This window comes from Aneurinibacillus thermoaerophilus, from assembly GCF_900099925.1.
In the GTDB taxonomy this organism is placed as follows: Bacteria; Bacillota; Bacilli; order Aneurinibacillales; family Aneurinibacillaceae; genus Aneurinibacillus; species Aneurinibacillus thermoaerophilus.
The window spans coordinates 39,707-55,258 of the sequence record NZ_FNDE01000021.1 but is presented as its reverse complement, the minus strand read 5'-3'; the positions used below and the strand labels follow the sequence as shown (position 1 = coordinate 55,258).

At 49.4% G+C, this 15,552-nt stretch carries 15 protein-coding genes; 1 reads left to right on the top strand and 14 read right to left on the bottom strand.

The window, feature by feature from the left end:
* Both BLR88_RS11490 and BLR88_RS11485 read right to left on the bottom strand, forming a co-directional pair.
* Positions 1-808, bottom strand: an 808-nt coding sequence (locus BLR88_RS11490; RefSeq protein WP_091260724.1) for an RNA-guided endonuclease InsQ/TnpB family protein, incomplete at its 3' end; no start/stop codon positions are given.
* A 128-nt stretch (positions 809-936) separates the two neighbouring features.
* Positions 937-1,425, bottom strand: a complete 489-nt coding sequence (locus BLR88_RS11485; RefSeq protein WP_057899260.1) for a cell wall elongation regulator TseB-like domain-containing protein — start codon at positions 1,423-1,425, stop codon at positions 937-939.
* A gap of 137 nt (positions 1,426-1,562) precedes the next feature.
* On the opposite strand from BLR88_RS11485, the gene BLR88_RS11480 reads away from it, so the two are divergent.
* Positions 1,563-1,748: a hypothetical protein gene (locus tag BLR88_RS11480; protein ID WP_057899261.1), complete on the top strand. Its 186-nt coding sequence runs from the start codon at positions 1,563-1,565 to the stop codon at positions 1,746-1,748.
* 88 nt (positions 1,749-1,836) lie between these two features.
* Here the strand turns inward: BLR88_RS11480 and BLR88_RS11475 are convergent, their stop codons facing one another.
* From BLR88_RS11475 to BLR88_RS11420, 12 genes are all read right to left on the bottom strand, one after another.
* The gene (locus tag BLR88_RS11475) at positions 1,837-3,138 is read right to left on the bottom strand and encodes an amidohydrolase family protein (protein ID WP_057899262.1); all 1,302 of its coding nucleotides are present in this window, start codon (positions 3,136-3,138) and stop codon (positions 1,837-1,839) included.
* A gap of 45 nt (positions 3,139-3,183) precedes the next feature.
* Positions 3,184-3,897, bottom strand: coding sequence for a redox-sensing transcriptional repressor Rex (locus tag BLR88_RS11470; RefSeq protein ID WP_082706042.1), 714 nt, complete (start codon positions 3,895-3,897; stop codon positions 3,184-3,186).
* Positions 3,824-6,799, bottom strand: coding sequence for an ATP-dependent DNA helicase DinG (gene dinG, locus BLR88_RS11465; RefSeq protein WP_091260722.1), 2,976 nt, complete (start codon positions 6,797-6,799; stop codon positions 3,824-3,826). Before dinG ends, BLR88_RS11470 begins: the two co-directional genes overlap by 74 nt.
* A 40-nt stretch (positions 6,800-6,839) precedes the next feature.
* The gene (locus tag BLR88_RS11460) at positions 6,840-8,243 is read right to left on the bottom strand and encodes a tetratricopeptide repeat protein (protein WP_091260720.1); all 1,404 of its coding nucleotides are present in this window, start codon (positions 8,241-8,243) and stop codon (positions 6,840-6,842) included.
* 449 nt (positions 8,244-8,692) lie between these two features.
* Entirely contained in the window at positions 8,693-9,076 is a 384-nt protein-coding gene (gene panD, locus BLR88_RS11455) for an aspartate 1-decarboxylase (RefSeq protein ID WP_057899266.1), read from the bottom strand.
* Entirely contained in the window at positions 9,061-9,930 is an 870-nt protein-coding gene (panC, locus tag BLR88_RS11450; protein ID WP_091260718.1) for a pantoate--beta-alanine ligase, read from the bottom strand. Before panC ends, panD begins: the two co-directional genes overlap by 16 nt.
* Positions 9,927-10,781 carry a 3-methyl-2-oxobutanoate hydroxymethyltransferase gene (gene panB / locus BLR88_RS11445; protein WP_057899268.1) on the bottom strand — a complete coding sequence of 285 codons (855 nt, stop codon included), beginning with the start codon at positions 10,779-10,781 and terminating at the stop codon, positions 9,927-9,929. Before panB ends, panC begins: the two co-directional genes overlap by 4 nt.
* Before the next feature lie 300 nt (positions 10,782-11,081).
* Positions 11,082-12,059, bottom strand: coding sequence for a biotin--[acetyl-CoA-carboxylase] ligase (locus BLR88_RS11440; protein WP_057899269.1), 978 nt, complete (start codon positions 12,057-12,059; stop codon positions 11,082-11,084).
* Positions 12,046-13,278 carry a CCA tRNA nucleotidyltransferase gene (locus BLR88_RS11435; protein ID WP_217639386.1) on the bottom strand — a complete coding sequence of 411 codons (1,233 nt, stop codon included), beginning with the start codon at positions 13,276-13,278 and terminating at the stop codon, positions 12,046-12,048. Before BLR88_RS11435 ends, BLR88_RS11440 begins: the two co-directional genes overlap by 14 nt.
* A complete protein-coding gene (bshA, locus tag BLR88_RS11430; RefSeq protein ID WP_057899271.1) occupies positions 13,263-14,405 on the bottom strand; it encodes an N-acetyl-alpha-D-glucosaminyl L-malate synthase BshA in 1,143 nt (380 codons plus the stop codon). The genes BLR88_RS11435 and bshA overlap by 16 nt, the downstream gene beginning before the upstream one ends.
* Before the next feature lie 13 nt (positions 14,406-14,418).
* A complete protein-coding gene (gene bshB1 / locus BLR88_RS11425; protein ID WP_057899272.1) occupies positions 14,419-15,135 on the bottom strand; it encodes a bacillithiol biosynthesis deacetylase BshB1 in 717 nt (238 codons plus the stop codon).
* On the bottom strand, positions 15,132-15,551 hold the full coding sequence (locus BLR88_RS11420; protein ID WP_057899273.1) for a methylglyoxal synthase: 420 nt from the start codon (positions 15,549-15,551) through the stop codon (positions 15,132-15,134). Before BLR88_RS11420 ends, bshB1 begins: the two co-directional genes overlap by 4 nt.
* Position 15,552 lies beyond the last annotated feature (1 nt).

Below are 15,552 nucleotides of genomic sequence, written 5' to 3'. Positions count from 1 at the left end.
GGGCGACCACCCATTCGACAAACTGTTTCGTCGTTTTGTGCAAGGCATCCTGTAACTGGCGTTTACTTTTAGAAAGAAGATATTGTTTCGCCCGATTGTACCGCTTCCACTGACGGCTGTATTTCTGGCACTTGCTCATTTTTCGCTGAAGCTCTGCAAGCTTCTTGTTACGCAGGCGGTGAATGCTTCGGATTTTTCGTCCGGTCACAATGAGACTGTCTCCAGTTGTTGCGACGGCTGCAAGCGTATGAATTTCACCCGGGTCAATGGCGCATGTATGCGAACCCGGCGGGTTCGGTGCTTTCTTGCCATCGTCGTAGGTAAGACACAGATGCAGGCCCCGGTCGTAGACGAGTTCAATCTCTTTTACAGTTCCAGCGGGTAACTGAGTCACACGAACAACGAGCGGTGCTTGACGCTTGCCTTCCCAGATGCCGCGACTCAACGAGATGCGTCCGTTGGGATGAATGGTAAAACCGTCCGCCGCCCACTTTGTGTTGAAATACTTCTTTTGCTTATATGGATAGCGGACGTTCGTGTGCCCTTCCTTTCGGGCCTGATGTGCGCTATCTCGCGCCCAAAGATATTTGTGGCACACAGCTTGTATGCTCTGGCTGTGCATTGGAAAACGACGCTTCAAGCGTTTTTGTAGTTCGGTTTTACCGATCCACTGCCCGGTTTGCTGGTGGTAGACTTTCGCTTCAGCCAAGCACATATTCCACACCTCTGCCGAGAAGCGATTTAAAGCAAACAGGGCATCTATGGTGGAGCGGGATGCAGTAAAAGCGACTTTTGCAGTTCGAATCATTCGAATCCCCTTCTTTCTCACTACGAACGTACATTCCTATTATACAACGAATAGAAGGGAAAAAGAAGCGCGATTCATCCCCCACCTACGCCGGAGGCGTGGAGGAAGGGGACTTCTCGCGTGTTATGTTAAAAATCACCTTCTGCAATGGGCACTCGATATACCTTCAAAAATTTACCGGTATACATATCAATGTAGTAATAGTTCAAACTATTGTCTCCATCTTCAAATAATACTTCCCACATCTTCTGCTTCCCCTGCTTGGCTGGAATGATATGGATAAGCTGGAAGTTCGGGTATTGTTTAGTTAATGCTTCGATAACATTCTCTTCAGGGATGAGACGGGACATTTTCTCCACTTCCCCTTGCTCCCCCTGAAACCAGGCCACAAGTTTTTCTCCTGTTTGCGTCTTTCCTCTGACAACAATATAATCTTCTGTTCCGTAATACACGTCAACGGAAGTGACCTCATTTATCTGCGTCCGTGTCAACGCAAGTTCCGTTCCACGCTCAATAATGGCATGTTGCTGTCCGCGCAGATGCAAATAAATGAAAGTCGCCACGCACAATGCCGCAACAAGTAAAACAAACAGCCCATATAGCCAAAACTTTTTCATAAGTTTACCCTTACCTGTTTTCCGTATTTTCAAAGATGTTCCACGCCGGAGCGCGGCAGGGGAATCAAAAAATGCTAAACATACTGCCTTTCCCCCCCGGAAATACTAAGCGTAAGCGCAGGAGGAGGTGAGCGGGTGTGAAGCAACCGCACCTTGCGCGTCTTTTTGAACAATTGCCGGAAGAAGTGGCCAGGCTATTGTCGGATGAACGAAATCCTTCATGGATGCTTCTCTCCTCCCCGTTTCGCCATGCGGGAGAAGATGATTTTGCATCTCTCCGTCAGCCGAACCTTCATTCTTGGATCATAATGGAACGGCCTTAAACCACAGGCAAGGATTCGCATTTTAATTCCCCTACCTATCCATCTTCCATTGTCCCTGCCGCAAACGGCGGGGAATTTTTTCTTTCCCTTACTTTTTCTCCAGTCTGGCAAACATCCGGTTTGCGTTTTCAATAACCGCTTCCTCATCCATCGTCAAACATCTGCCGTCTTTCACCAGTTGCACGCCTTGAACGAATACGTCTTTTACATCCCGCCCGCTCGCCGCGTATACCACATGCGAAATCGGATCATGCGACGGATGGAAAAACACCCTGCCGGAGTCGAGAATAATAAAATCTGCCTGTTTGCCGACTTCCAACGATCCAATTCGATCCTCCATAAAAACCGCTTCTGCGCCATAAATCGTTGCCATACGCAGCGCCTCCGTCGCCGGAACGAGCACCGGATTCTGGCGGTGACCCTTGTGCAAAAGCGCCACCATTTTCATTTCCTCAAATAAATCAAGGTTATTATTGCTTGCAGAACTATCCGTTCCAAGCGAAACACAAATCCCCCGTTCCATCATGTCCGGCACGCGTGCAATACCGCTGCCCAGCTTCAAATTACTGATCGGATTGTGTGATACTTTTACATCATATTTCGCCAGCGTATCCAATTCCTCATCCGTTAAATGAACAGCGTGCGCAACGAGCGTCGGCCTGTTAAATACACCAAGCTTCTCCAGATGCTCTACCGGACGGGTGCCGTAATCGTTCACATTTTGCTGTACTTCCCATTCCGTCTCGGACATATGAATATGCACCGGCAAGTCCAATTCATGGGCGCGTGCCACAATCCGCTCAATATAATCCGGAGGACAAGTGTAAGCTCCGTGCGGCGCCATCATTGTCATAACGCGCCCGTTTGCCGCACCGTTCCACTTCGCGGCAAAAGCACTCGCCTCTTCGAGTTTTCTCGTTTGTTCTTCCGGCGGGCAAAGTCCGATAACGCCGCGGCACAAACGGGCACGCATGCCGGATGCGACGGTAAGCTCAGCTACTATGTCCATATGATCATACATGTCCACAAATGTCGTCGTACCCGTCTTCAGCATCTCAACAATAGACAAAGAAGTGCCCCAGCGCACATGTTCTTCGGTAAATTGCGCTTCCAGCGGCCACATTTTCGTCTCCAGCCACTCCTGTAGCGGCAGATCATCGGCATATCCACGCAAAAGCGACATGCCGGTATGCCCATGCGTATTCACAAGGCCCGGCATAACAATCCGACCCTGCGCGTCAATCACTTCACCGTATGTGTCCAATTCTTCCGGCGTTGGCCCTACATATGTAAGAACCCCATTTTCAAATGCGATGGCTCCGTCATAGATGACTTCATTCGTGTTATTCACTGTAAGCACTGTTGCATGAATGATAATTGTTTTCATAATATGTGAGGCGCGCGGGAAGCGCGCCTTCCCTCCTTACTCTATTTTTTATAAATAATACGCCAAGCTATGCAGTTCCATCGTTACATCCGCATCATGGACGCGAACGTTTTCCGGCACGCGTAAATTCGTTGGTGCGAAATTTAGAATGCCAGTAATACCGGCGGCGACAAGGCGATCGGCCACCGCCTGTGCTGCGTCCGCTGGCACCGCAATAATGGCAATGCGGATATTCTTTTCTTTTACCGTATTCGCCAATTCTTCCAATGGTTGAATCATCATATTTACGATTTTTTTACCGATTTTATGCGGATCTGCATCAAAAATAGCGACAATTCGCATACTATCTTTTAAATAAGCGTTGTAATTGCTAATCGCATGTCCAAGATGCCCCGCTCCGACCAACAAAACGTTAACCTGCTTGTCAAGCTTAAGAATGCTTTTGATTTTTTCCACAAGATAGTTAACCTCATAGCCAATCCCCTTGCGGCCGAACTCGCCAAAGCAGGCAAGATCCTTGCGAATTTGTGCCGGGTTTAAATCAAGCGCTTCGCCAAGCTGCTGCGATGAAACGGTACGAACGTTCATTGCTTTTAAATTGTTCAAATAACGCAAATAAACGGGAAGCCTTCTAACAACGGCTTCGGATATTTTTGGCACTTTCACTTTTTGTCCTCTCCTTCTTACCTTACCCCCACTGTTTTGGCTCGGTCGCTTCCTCCTTGCTGTTTCTTTCTGCGCTTTTTGTTCTTGCGAGCCAATCCGAAATTTCGGGTAATAAATCTTCCGTTGGCTTCACAATTACGTTTGTCTCAGGTAACGACTGAAGAAATAGCCGGCCATAGCGAGCATCGATAACGCGTCGATCATAGATAAGCACGACCCCCCGGTCCGTTCCTGTCCGCACAAGGCGACCGAATCCTTGCTTAAACCGGATGAGCGCTTGAGGCACGGACAACTGCATGAAAGCATTTTTGTTTTGCTGCTCCAGCTGCTGGTTACGCGCTTCAACAAGCGGATGATTCGGCGGGACGAATGGAAGGCGAACAATTGCAAGGCAGGATAGATCGTCGCCAGGAATATCAACACCCTCCCAAAAGCTGCTCGTGCCAAGCAATACACAGGCTTCCAGGGAGCGAAACTGCTTGGTTAATTTGCTGCGGCTACCGCTGTCCACCCCGTGTCCCAGAACAGTAATGTTCGCTTCTTTTAACCTTTCTTTCAAATGTTCATATACGCCGCGCAACATCGCATATGAAGTAAACAAGACAAGCATTCGCCCTTTCGTTGCAACGGCCACCCGTGCCAGTGAATCTATTAGCGCGCGGATAAATTGTTCTTCCGAGGAACCTTTGATATTCGGTACCTCACTCGGGATGCAAACGAGCATCTGTTGCTTATAGTTAAACGGAGAGGAAAGCACGATGGTACTTACTTTGTTCTCCGCGAGCAAGTCCGCAAGCCCGAACCGTTCCGTCGCGTAAGCAAAAGAAGAATTGACGCTTAGCGTAGCCGAAGTAAGAATGACAGATTCTTTTTTGTTGAAAAAACGCTCGCGCAACGTGCTCGATACATCGATCGGCACGCGGTGCAAATAAATCGTTTTGCGGGTTGTGCGCGTGTCAAGTTCAATCCAATAGACATGCTCTTCATCTTCTGTAAGCAACATATGATGCAATAGCTCCGCGTATTCGAGACAATCCTGCACAGCCCCGTTTAAATCAGTCAAAAGTCCTTTCATGCCAATCGGCGCGTCATCGCTTTGAATGTTTGCGTAAATCGCCTCCAACCTCTTGCCGATGGCAAGCAATAAGTCCACGCTGTTACGCACGGCAGAAACAACGGCGCGTCCCCAGCGGCTCGTTAAGTGCTCCTGTTTATAACGAAGCACCGTATGCCCGATTTCTTCACTTTCTTTCGCCCGCTGGTGGGACCACTGATAAAGCAAATTGTACATCTCACGGATCGTTTCTTTTCCTTCGCGAATTTGCTGATACGCCGCCTCAATAAGATGTTTGCTTTCCTCATAATCAGCTATACTCCAAGCCCGTACCGCCTCTTCTACTTCTTCAAGCAGCCCCACACCGCGATCCGGGTGCAGATGATGCAGCATACCCTCCAGTTGGTAGGAAGAGATAGTATCCCCTAAATGACGACTTGCTACGTCGTCAAAGTGATGCGCTTCATCAATAACCGCATACTTATACGATGGAACAATTCGATGCTCCGAATTCATGTCGGTGAATAAAAGTGAGTGATTCGTTACGATGACTTCTGCTTGCTGAGCTTTGCGCCGCGCATGGTGATAATAGCACCGCGAAAACCAGGGACACTGTCGGTTCAAACATGAACCCGCGTCGCTCTGCACCTGTTTCCAATATACCTGTCCGCCGGACGGGAGGCTGATTTCTTCCACGTCGCCTGTCTCTGTCTCCGTCAACCAGACAAGCATTTGCGACTTGCTTAACTGAATATCGTAATTATCCTGCTCTTCCTGTAGACTATGTGAAAACTTTCGCAGGCATAAATAATTATTTCTTCCTTTTAATATGGAAATACGCGGCGCATCATCGCCAAATATCGCCTGCAAAATCGGCAAATCACGTGTGTACATCTGCTCCTGCAGTTGAATCGTATGCGTGGAAACAACAACGACCTCTTCCTGCTGCTTCGCCCAGAAGACAGCAGGAATTAAATACGCGAGTGATTTACCTGTTCCTGTGCCTGCTTCTACCATAAGATGTCGACCTGACGCAAATGATTCGTACACCTGTTTCATCATCGCAACCTGAGCAGGGCGCAACTCAAAGCCGGGCATACATTTTTTTAATAACCCCTGCTCCCCAAACAGACCATCGGCAAACCCATCAAAATCAATCGCTTGTTCCAGTGATCTGCCACTTTCTTGTTTGATCGCTTTTCTCTTTTTCAAGCAGATTTGGTGAATAACTTCCAAATCTGTTCCTGGTTCGTACGTACCTTCACGAACTTTTTGGTGTTCAATGTCCGATAGCAGCATCTGAATATCGGAATGAAAGAGTCTGCTTAGCCTTTGTAGATGTTGAATCGTAACGAGCGGCAGATTGCGTAATTTCTCAAGCAAATGCAACAAAATATGCGCAGTCGCCTCGGCATCGGAATCAGCCTGATGCGGATGTTCATGCATAATGTCGAGACTAACTGACAGATCGGATAATCGATATCCTTCCTGTCTTGGAAGCAACAGACGCGATAGCTCAACCGTGTCAATCAAAGGTCCGGTAAACGGATGATATCCCGCTTCCTGCAACGCATTCTGTAAAAACGCCAGATCAAAAAAGACGTTATGAGCCACAAACACAGCTCCATCTAACATCTTCAACAATGGCGGCAGCACCTCCTCTATCATCGGAGCATGCACCACCATGTCATTCGTGATACCCGTTAAATTCTCAATAAAAGGGGGAATTTCAGTCTGCGGGTTAACCAAGGTTGAAAACCGTTCCGCAATTTTACCATTCCGGATAAGCACCGTACCGATTTGAATGATTTTATCCCCCTCTTTCGGTCGATTGCCCGTCGTCTCAAAATCGACCACAACAAACGTGTTCAATCGTTTCACCTCATCATTTTCCGCTTCCTTCGCTTCTCCAAAGAGAGGGATGCACTTATTATTTTCTATCACTCAGAAAGGAAGTGCAATATAAAAAAAGAAAAACCGGTGCTTATGGGGCCGGAATAAATTCTTTCCACCTTTCGTACGCCTCTTCATGGGCGCCATCAGCATAGTGAAGAAGTCCGGCATACAATCCGCTCTCCCGAATTACGCCGGCCCTGTGGCTGAGTGAAAAATATTCTAGCGCTTCTTCACGTTTGCCCTGCATAAGCAACAGCCGTCCTTTCAAATACTGACCAAGTGCCCGTATATGTGCGTTTTGATCTTCGGATAGGTTGCTTATGATTTCTTCAGCGACAACAAAGTGGTGTTGTTTGAGCAAAGTTTCCACCATGCCGGCTCTTGCCAACGGATGTTGATATTTACGCGCCGTCTGTTCAAACACCTTCCATGCCCTTTCCGCCTCTCCTTCGCACAGCAGAATCCAAGCGTATGAACACGCGTAATCCGGCTGATCCGGAGACAGAGTAAGCGCACGTTTCATGCAGGCAAGTGCCTGTTCTTTTTGGCCGGACTGCCAAAGCGACCAGCCCAATCCATGCCACACCGATGCATCGGCACGTGACGCAGGCAGCATCTCACGGTAACAACGGGCCGCTTCCTCGAACTTTCCAGTCTGCTCATAAATGCGGGCGATCGCTTGGTGTTGCTTTCCCTGATATGCAAGTGCCTCGGCGCGCTGAAGCAGCGTGTATGCTTCATCAAAGCGATGGCTTTTTGCGCAGCATGCACCAAGCAACAAAAGCACATCCACATCAGGAGCCGTCCCTCTAAGCAATGGCCGAGCAGTTTGTATCGCTTCTTCGTACCGACCGAGATGGCACAGTGCAAGCGCTTGGTTATATCTGGCGTCTGCAAACTGGTCGAATGCCCCCAGCGCCTGCTCAAACCAGCCGAGCCCTTGTTCGGGATTTCCTTCCATCATGGCAATACACCCCATCGCATTGTATGAAGCGGCACAAATAAAAGGATGTACACACGTTTCCGTCAACAAATGAAACTGGCGATATGCCACATCCAGGCGCCCAGACATGAGAAAGCCGAATGCGAGGTATAGCCGGGCCACAGCTACATCGGGAGCCTCTTCCAGAACTTTACTGAAGGACTCCACCGCTTCATGGTACATGGATAGCGTGAAATAACCTTGTCCTTGACGAAACGTCGCCGCCAGCGTATATGGCAAATAAATTTCTTCCTCCGTCTCTTCTTCAGCCGTTACATCGTGAAGCTGGGAAGACACGGAAGCATCTTCCGCTTCCTCAAACATCCGCTGTACTTTAATAAGGCGGTCTTCAAAACTAAGCCATTCTTCAACAATTCGATCGCTGATCTGGCGCAGTTTCAGCACTTCGCAATACAATTGATTCCTGTCACCCTCCGATGCAGTCTCCATCTGTTGCTCAATGAGATTCAGCCGATCTTTAAGGGCGGCAAAATAGTGGGAAAGCAGCACAAAAAAACCACCTTTCGCATCAACATATTACTTTCAGTGTGACACAAAAGAGAAAAGAATATGAGCGTATTCTGTCATACTTGATTTGTAAAAAATTTCAAATATACGTATATTCATAATTAGAAAAAGGTGGGGGATTGTGTAAAAGAAGTTTTGATCAAGGCATACCAGGCGATAAACCAGTTCATAAGTAGTACTGAAGAATTAGTTAATCCGGCAAAGAAAAATGAATATGCAGTGCGGAAATTAGGGTGAAGGAGGATAATCAGACATGAAAAAACGGTACAATTACAGTAAAAAAAGACAAAATTTTTTAGAAATTAAAATTCCGTTACAATAAAGTTTCTTTCGCTTGGCACCACCTCGGCTGGCCGCAGTCTTGACACGAAAATAACCTGCCAAGACTGCGGCTGATAAGCCGGTTTTATTCCATTCCCTATTCACATTACTTATAGCACGGTCGCATGAATCTCTTCACCAAGCATCTGCTCAATCCGATTATTTTCATCCATAATGGCCACTTTCGGCTTGTACGTTTTCGCTTCCTCATTCGTCATCATCGCATAGGAAATAATAATCACGATATCGCCCGGCTGAACGAGACGGGCTGCTGCACCATTCAAACAGATTACGCCGCTGCCGCGCTCCCCTTCAATTACGTATGTTTCCAGACGAGCGCCGTTATTGTTGTTGACAATCTGTACTTTCTCGTTTGGCAAAATGTCCACGGCGTCCATAATGTCCCGATCAATCGTGACGCTGCCAACATAATTCAAGTTCGCTTCCGTCACCGTCGCCCGGTGGATTTTTGATTTCATCATCGTACGGAACATGCAATATCCTCCTGACTCGCCACAAGCATAATATTGTCAATAAGACGCGTGCGACCGAAGCGCACCGCAAGCGCAATAAGACAGTCGCCGCGCAGTTCCTCAAGCGGCACAAGCTCCGGATAACTCCGGATTTCGATATAATCGATGTCCGCCAGCGGGCTCTCTTGAATGACGGATTCAATGGCTGTACGCAGCACTGTCGCGTCACGTTCCCCGCATTCTACCATTTCCTGTGCCCGTTTCAGCGAACGTGACAAAACAAGCGCTTGCTTCCTTTCTTCCGGGGACAAATATACATTGCGCGAACTGAGCGCAAGCCCGTCCGCTTCACGTACAATCGGGCATGGCACGATCTCAACAGGAATGTTTAAATCACGAACCATCTGTGTAATCACTGCCACCTGTTGTGCATCCTTCATACCGAAAAACGCGTAATCTGGCTGCACAATGTTAAACAGCTTGGTCACAACCGTTGCCACGCCGTCGAAATGTCCTGGACGCGACGCGCCGCACATACATTCAGTAATCTCTTTAACAGAAACGATTGTTTTACTGCCTGGCGGGTACATTTCTTCAACCGGTGGGAAGAACAGGATGTCCACTCCTTGCGCTTCCGCGAGACGACAATCCCGCTCGATATCGCGCGGATATTTCTCTAGATCTTCATTCAGACCAAATTGCAGCGGATTGACAAAGATACTCATAACGACCACATCGGACATTTCCTTCGCTTTCTCAACAAGGCTCAAATGCCCTTCGTGCAAATAGCCCATTGTCGGCACAAAACCTATCGTCTTTGGGCGCATTTCCTTCAGCATGGCCCGCAACTCTCGAATGGAGGAGACCACTCTCATGCTTTCACCCCTCCATACAATTGTTCAAGTGCTTCTTCGCTTATTGCAAACGTATGCGTATCTTCCGGGAACGCTCCGCTGCGCACTTCTTCCGCATATCTAGAAATCGCCTGTTTGATGAGTGAGCCCGCGTCCGCGTACTTCTTCACAAATTTTGGCACGCGGTCGCTGCCGTACGATAATATATCATGATACACCAGTACCTGACCATCACAGCCGGCTCCAGCACCAATGCCAATCGTCGGAATCGAAAGCTTACGTGAGATAAACTCCGCAAGTTGCTTTGGCACGCATTCCATAACAAGCGCAAATACTCCCGCTTCCTCAAGCGCCAGCGCATCATCCATTAGCTTTTGAGCCGCTTCCGGCGTTTTGCCTTGCACTTTGTATCCTCCAAGTTGATGTACAGACTGCGGAGTTAGTCCGATATGCCCCACCACCGGAATGCCAGCCTGCGTGCAGCGGCGAATCAACGGTGCAAGCTCCGCTCCGCCTTCGATCTTTATGGCTTTAGCGAGCCCTTCCTGCATGATGCGTCCGGCGTTGCGCAGCGCTTCTTCGATCGTGCCGTGATACGTTAAAAACGGCATGTCCGTCACCACAAACGCACGCTTTACCCCACGCGTAACCGCTTTCGTATGATGGATCATATCGTCGAGCGTGACCGGTAGCGTTGAATCATACCCCAACACTACCATGCCAAGCGAATCGCCGACAAGAATCATATCGACTCCTGCTTCGTCCGCCAATTTAGCCGACGGATAATCGTACGCGGTCAGCATGACGATGCGTTGTCCATTCCGTTTCATTTCTTTTAAAGAGAGAGTCGTGATCGGTGAATTGCCCCCCATTTTCATTCCTCCTTGCGCTTTGAGCGATTAAGGCAAAAAAGGCGCTTGAAGGCACAGAAAAACGCCTTCAAACAGAGGAGAAGGCGTACTGAAACCATTTTCTATGGATATGGTCGCATCTTGTTTCCTCTGTCTCGGTCCTCATCGGCTCAGAGCAGATTCAAATATTTTTTCACTGACAACAACAAAACACATCCTGGTGCCATTCCGCGTGGATACGGCCCTGACATCCTCATTATAAGCTTAAAAATGATGGTTTATCAATCTTTTTTGTTTCTTTATGTTGAAATTTGCTAATTTTTAACCATGGATTTCGACATCGGCCGAATACACTTTCGTTACCGAACCATCTTCCCGGCGCACCAGCAGCACACCTGATTCGTCAATGCCTTCAGCGTACCCCGAAAGCGATCCCTGCAGCGTACGAATCGTCACTTTTTTGCCGATCGTAACAGCATACGTTTCCCAACGTTTCTTCACCGGAGCGAATCCTTTGGCAAGATATAGATCATACAATTCTTCAAGCCGTGTCAAAATCTGCTGGAGCAACGGCACGCGCCGCAGCGGTTCGCCCTTTTCGATGCGAAGCGAAGTCGCAATCCCATGCACGTCTTCCGGAAAGTGTTCCGGCAGCGTATTAACATTCAGTCCGATCCCAACAATAAGAGAATGAATACGGTCGGATTCTGCATTCAATTCCGTCAAAATGCCACACACTTTCTTGCCGTTAATCAAAATATCGTTCGGCCATTTAATCTGGGCGCTAATGCCGCAAAACTCATGCAGCGTTTCCACCACAGCGACCGCTGTCAAAAGCGTCAGTTGTGGGCACTTTTGTAACTCAAGCGCCGGGCGCAAGAGAAGGCTCATGGAGATGTTCGCGCCCGGTGGAGAGTGCCATACACGGCCAAGTCTCCCTTTTCCTTCTGTCTGTTGATCAGCAACCACAAGCGTACCTTCCGGCGCACCCTCTTTCGCCAGTTCCTGGCACTTGTTCTGAGTAGAATCAATCGACGGATAATAATAAATCTTCTGGCCCAGCACCCGTGTGGAAAGACCCACTTTAATTTCCTCAGCAATCATAACGTCCGGCGCAAAAACGAGCCGATAACCGGAGCGACGTACCGCTTCAAACACATACCCTTCTTCCCGGAACTCTTCAATATGCTTCCAGATCGCCGTCCGGGAAACACCTAAGCGGCGGCTAATTTCTTCGCCTGAGATAAATTCGCCGCCAGCCTGCTTAAACATTTGCAACAAATTCTCACGTATATTCATCGATTACCTTCCTTGCCTGCAATAATAAGGCGTGCCGCTCATTAGGCACCTCTCCTTTGTTTACATCAAGCGAAAGCCTCAGTAACATAGCGCGAATCCACGGTCCACCCTTGCGGCCCAGCACCTGCTGTAGCTCCGCCCCACTTACAGCTAACTCCTGGAGCGTTTTCACCTGCATAGCATCGTACGTACGCGCAAGGCGCGCCGTGACGCCTGCAGCCTGATATATGATTTCGTATAAGGAAGCGGCGTTGCTCAACGCATCCCATCCGTATTCAAGCAGCCATCTCTCGCTTCTTTCTTCCGCTTCCGGCAACCGCAGCATCTCTACCAAGTCAATCATTTGCCGGCACGATTTAATAAGTTTTTTCTCGCTGCGCAGCGCGCGCAGCACGGACTCCACGTCCGCTTCCCGGCCGCAGACTAAAAATAAATACGACCAGCGGGCGGCAAGACCATTGACTTCACGAAGTCGTTCCCGCTCTGTCTCGCTCCACTCCTGCTTGCCGGAAAGCAATACGTTAAGCCCCGGCATAACCCGGGCAAGCCCTGTTTCCAACACATCCATTACAGCCCGATCCGGATAACGGCTGGCGAGCGCTTTGTTCCATTCCGCATTGATACGTTCCACGGCTACATAGCGAATATCTTCCACAAGTTCCCGGACTGCTTCATATGTAGTGCGGTCAATGGCAAACCCAAGCTGACTGGCGAAACGGATGCAGCGCAACATGCGCAGCGCATCCTCGGCAAACCGTTCCTGCGGTGCGCCAACTGCACGAATGATCCGGTTTTGCAAATCTTTTTGACCGCCAAAGGGATCAACCACGCGCCCGCGCAAATCAAGCGCCATCGCGTTAACCGTAAAATCCCGGCGCGCAAGGTCTTCCTCAATTGTTGCAACAAACCGTACTTCGTCCGGACGACGGTGATCCTTATACCCGCTCTCTGTCCGAAATGTCGTTACTTCGAGCGGTACTCCTCCTTCAAGCACAGTGACCGTCCCGTGCTGAAGACCGGTAGGCACGGTGCGCGAAAACAACACCATTACCTCTTCGGGTCTGGCTGACGTGGCAATGTCAAGATCATGCACAGGTCGGCCAAGCAACGTATCGCGTACATATCCGCCGACAAAATAAGCGCTGTATCCAGCTTCCTCCAGCTTCTTGAGCACTTGCTTTCCGGCTTCGATTACGTCCGTTTTCATAACTTCGGACACGGCTCCGTTTCGCCGGTTAGCACGCGCCGGTAAATGGCTTCATACTGACGGGTGATTTTTTTATGGCAGAACGTATGGTACGCCCGTTCGATCGCCTGACGTGAAAAGCGCTCATACATCGCCGGGTCAGACACGAGTTCTACCGCTTTTTGCGCCATGCCTTCCACGTCGCCAATCGGCCGAATAAATCCGGTTTCCCCATCTTTGATCACTTCCGGAAGCCCGCCGGCATTGCTTGCGATAACGGGTTTCCCGCATGCCATCGCCTCAAGAGCCACCAAGCCGAAACTTTCCTGGGCCGATGGAAGCAGGAGCACATCCGCTATAGACAACACACATGCGATATCTTCCTGTTTGCCGAGAAAAATTACGTCCTCGCGCAGATTCAGTTCCGACGCTAGATCCCGCACGACCGGTAGCTCTGGCCCTTCGCCAATCATAAGCAGTTTAGCGGTGAGACGCTTTTTAATATGATGGAAAATGCGCACCACATCGTCCGTCCGCTTTACGGCGCGAAAATTGGAAATATGAATAAAGACTTTCTCACCGTTCGGCGCATACTCCTCACGTATGTCGCACATATCACGCGGATAGTACTCGCGCTTATCAATAAAGTTATAAATAAGCTCAATCGGTGTTTTAACCTGAAGAACTTCCCGTGTTTGATTGATTAAGCTTTGTGATACGGCCGTTACAGCATCGCTGTGCTCAATGCCAAACCGGATCATATCCTTTAGCGTATGATCATAGCCTAATACGGTAATGTCGGTTCCATGCAAAGTCGTCACCACTTTCAGGTGATCACCTACCATTTGTTTCGCCAAATACGCAGAAATCGCGTGCGGCACTGCGTAGTGGACATGCAGCAGATCCAGCTTCTCCGTTTTGGCGACCTGCGCCATTCGACTGGCCAGCGTTAAGTCGTACGGTGGATATTGGAACACGGAATAGCTATTTACATCTACTTCGTGAAAATAAATGTTGCGATAGTACTTGCCAAGCCGAAACGGCATGCCCGACGTGATGAAATGCACCGTATGCCCACGCTCGGCCAGTAATTTCCCCAGCTCCGTCGCCACAACGCCGGAACCGCCAACAGACGGATAACATGTAATTCCAATTTTCATCGCTCGCTCCCTCTCATAGGAAGTCTTTCAACAGCAACGGGGTATAGCTAACGAATCCTTCCGCATAAACGACGCCAGCTGATTGCCCAAAAATATACTCCCGGGCGCGCACTCTCTCAAGATACCCTTCCGTGAGCGGCGTAGCCACGGATCCGGGCTCCATTTCAAACTGTGAGCGATACGCGCCAAGTGCCGCCATTTTCGCTTCCATTTCTTTGCTAATATCTACCAAAAATTGCGGATCAGTCTGTCCATTAATAAAATAAGCGATTACATGCTCCACTTTGTGCGGAGGGAACGTTTCTTCCCCTCCAGCATTATACTTGCGAATTCGCGCGTTAAACACCGCTTCCCGCACAAGAACGCTGCACATGCCATGATCGGGATGGCGATCCTCCCAATACGGCATCAAAACAACACGCGGCCGGTACAATCGAATGATGCGGGTAATAGCCTGGATTTGCTCCGGAACCGGGGCAAGTCCACGATCCGGCAATTCCAAATTCAATCGGACATGCAGACCGAGCAAGCGAGACGCTTCTGCCGCCTCCTGCTGGCGGCGCTCCACCGTCCCGTTAGAAGAAAGCTCTGCTTTTGTCAGATCGCAAATGCCTGTCCGCTTCCCCTGGTTCGCCCACTTGCGCAACAGGCCACCAGCCCCGATCTCCACATCGTCCGGATGGGCGCCAAATGCCAGCGCGTGCAGCGGCGCCGGAAACCGTCCGCTCATTTCTGATCCTCTCCTTTGTATTTGTGCACGATCTCGCGCCATGCAAAGTTCCCCCGTTCCAAAGCATGAATCAGCATTTCCGCGGTTGCGATATTCGTGGCCAGCGGAATACTGTGCACATCACACAGCCGCAACAAAGCTGTAACATCCGGCTCATGTGGCTGCGCGGTTAGCGGATCCCGTAAAAAAATAACAAGGTCCATTTCATCTTGCGCAATCAGCGCCCCGATTTGTTGATCACCGCCCATCGGACCCGAAAGCACCCGCTGAACCGGAATTCCTGTCGCCTCCATGATCTTTGTTCCGGTTGTGCCGGTCGCATAAACGGTATGCTTGGTCAGCGTGTCGCGATAGGCAATCGCAAAGTTGACCATTTCACTTTTCTTATTGTCATGGGCTATTAACGCAATGTTCATC

Excerpts from the sequence above, each read along its gene's own strand:
- bshB1 (WP_057899272.1), bottom strand. The coding sequence starts at position 15,135 with ATGAGCGGACGGTTTCCGGCGCCGCTGCACGCGCTGGCATTTGGCGCC.
- bshA (WP_057899271.1), bottom strand. The coding sequence starts at position 14,405 with ATGAAAATTGGAATTACATGTTATCCGTCTGTTGGCGGTTCCGGCGTT.
- panD (WP_057899266.1), bottom strand. The coding sequence starts at position 9,076 with ATGTTCCGTACGATGATGAAATCAAAAATCCACCGGGCGACGGTGACG.
- BLR88_RS11440 (WP_057899269.1), bottom strand. The coding sequence starts at position 12,059 with ATGAATATACGTGAGAATTTGTTGCAAATGTTTAAGCAGGCTGGCGGC.
- panC (WP_091260718.1), bottom strand. The coding sequence starts at position 9,930 with ATGAGAGTGGTCTCCTCCATTCGAGAGTTGCGGGCCATGCTGAAGGAA.
- BLR88_RS11420 (WP_057899273.1), bottom strand. The coding sequence starts at position 15,551 with ATGAACATTGCGTTAATAGCCCATGACAATAAGAAAAGTGAAATGGTC.
- panB (WP_057899268.1), bottom strand. The coding sequence starts at position 10,781 with ATGGGGGGCAATTCACCGATCACGACTCTCTCTTTAAAAGAAATGAAA.
- BLR88_RS11485 (WP_057899260.1), bottom strand. The coding sequence starts at position 1,425 with ATGAAAAAGTTTTGGCTATATGGGCTGTTTGTTTTACTTGTTGCGGCA.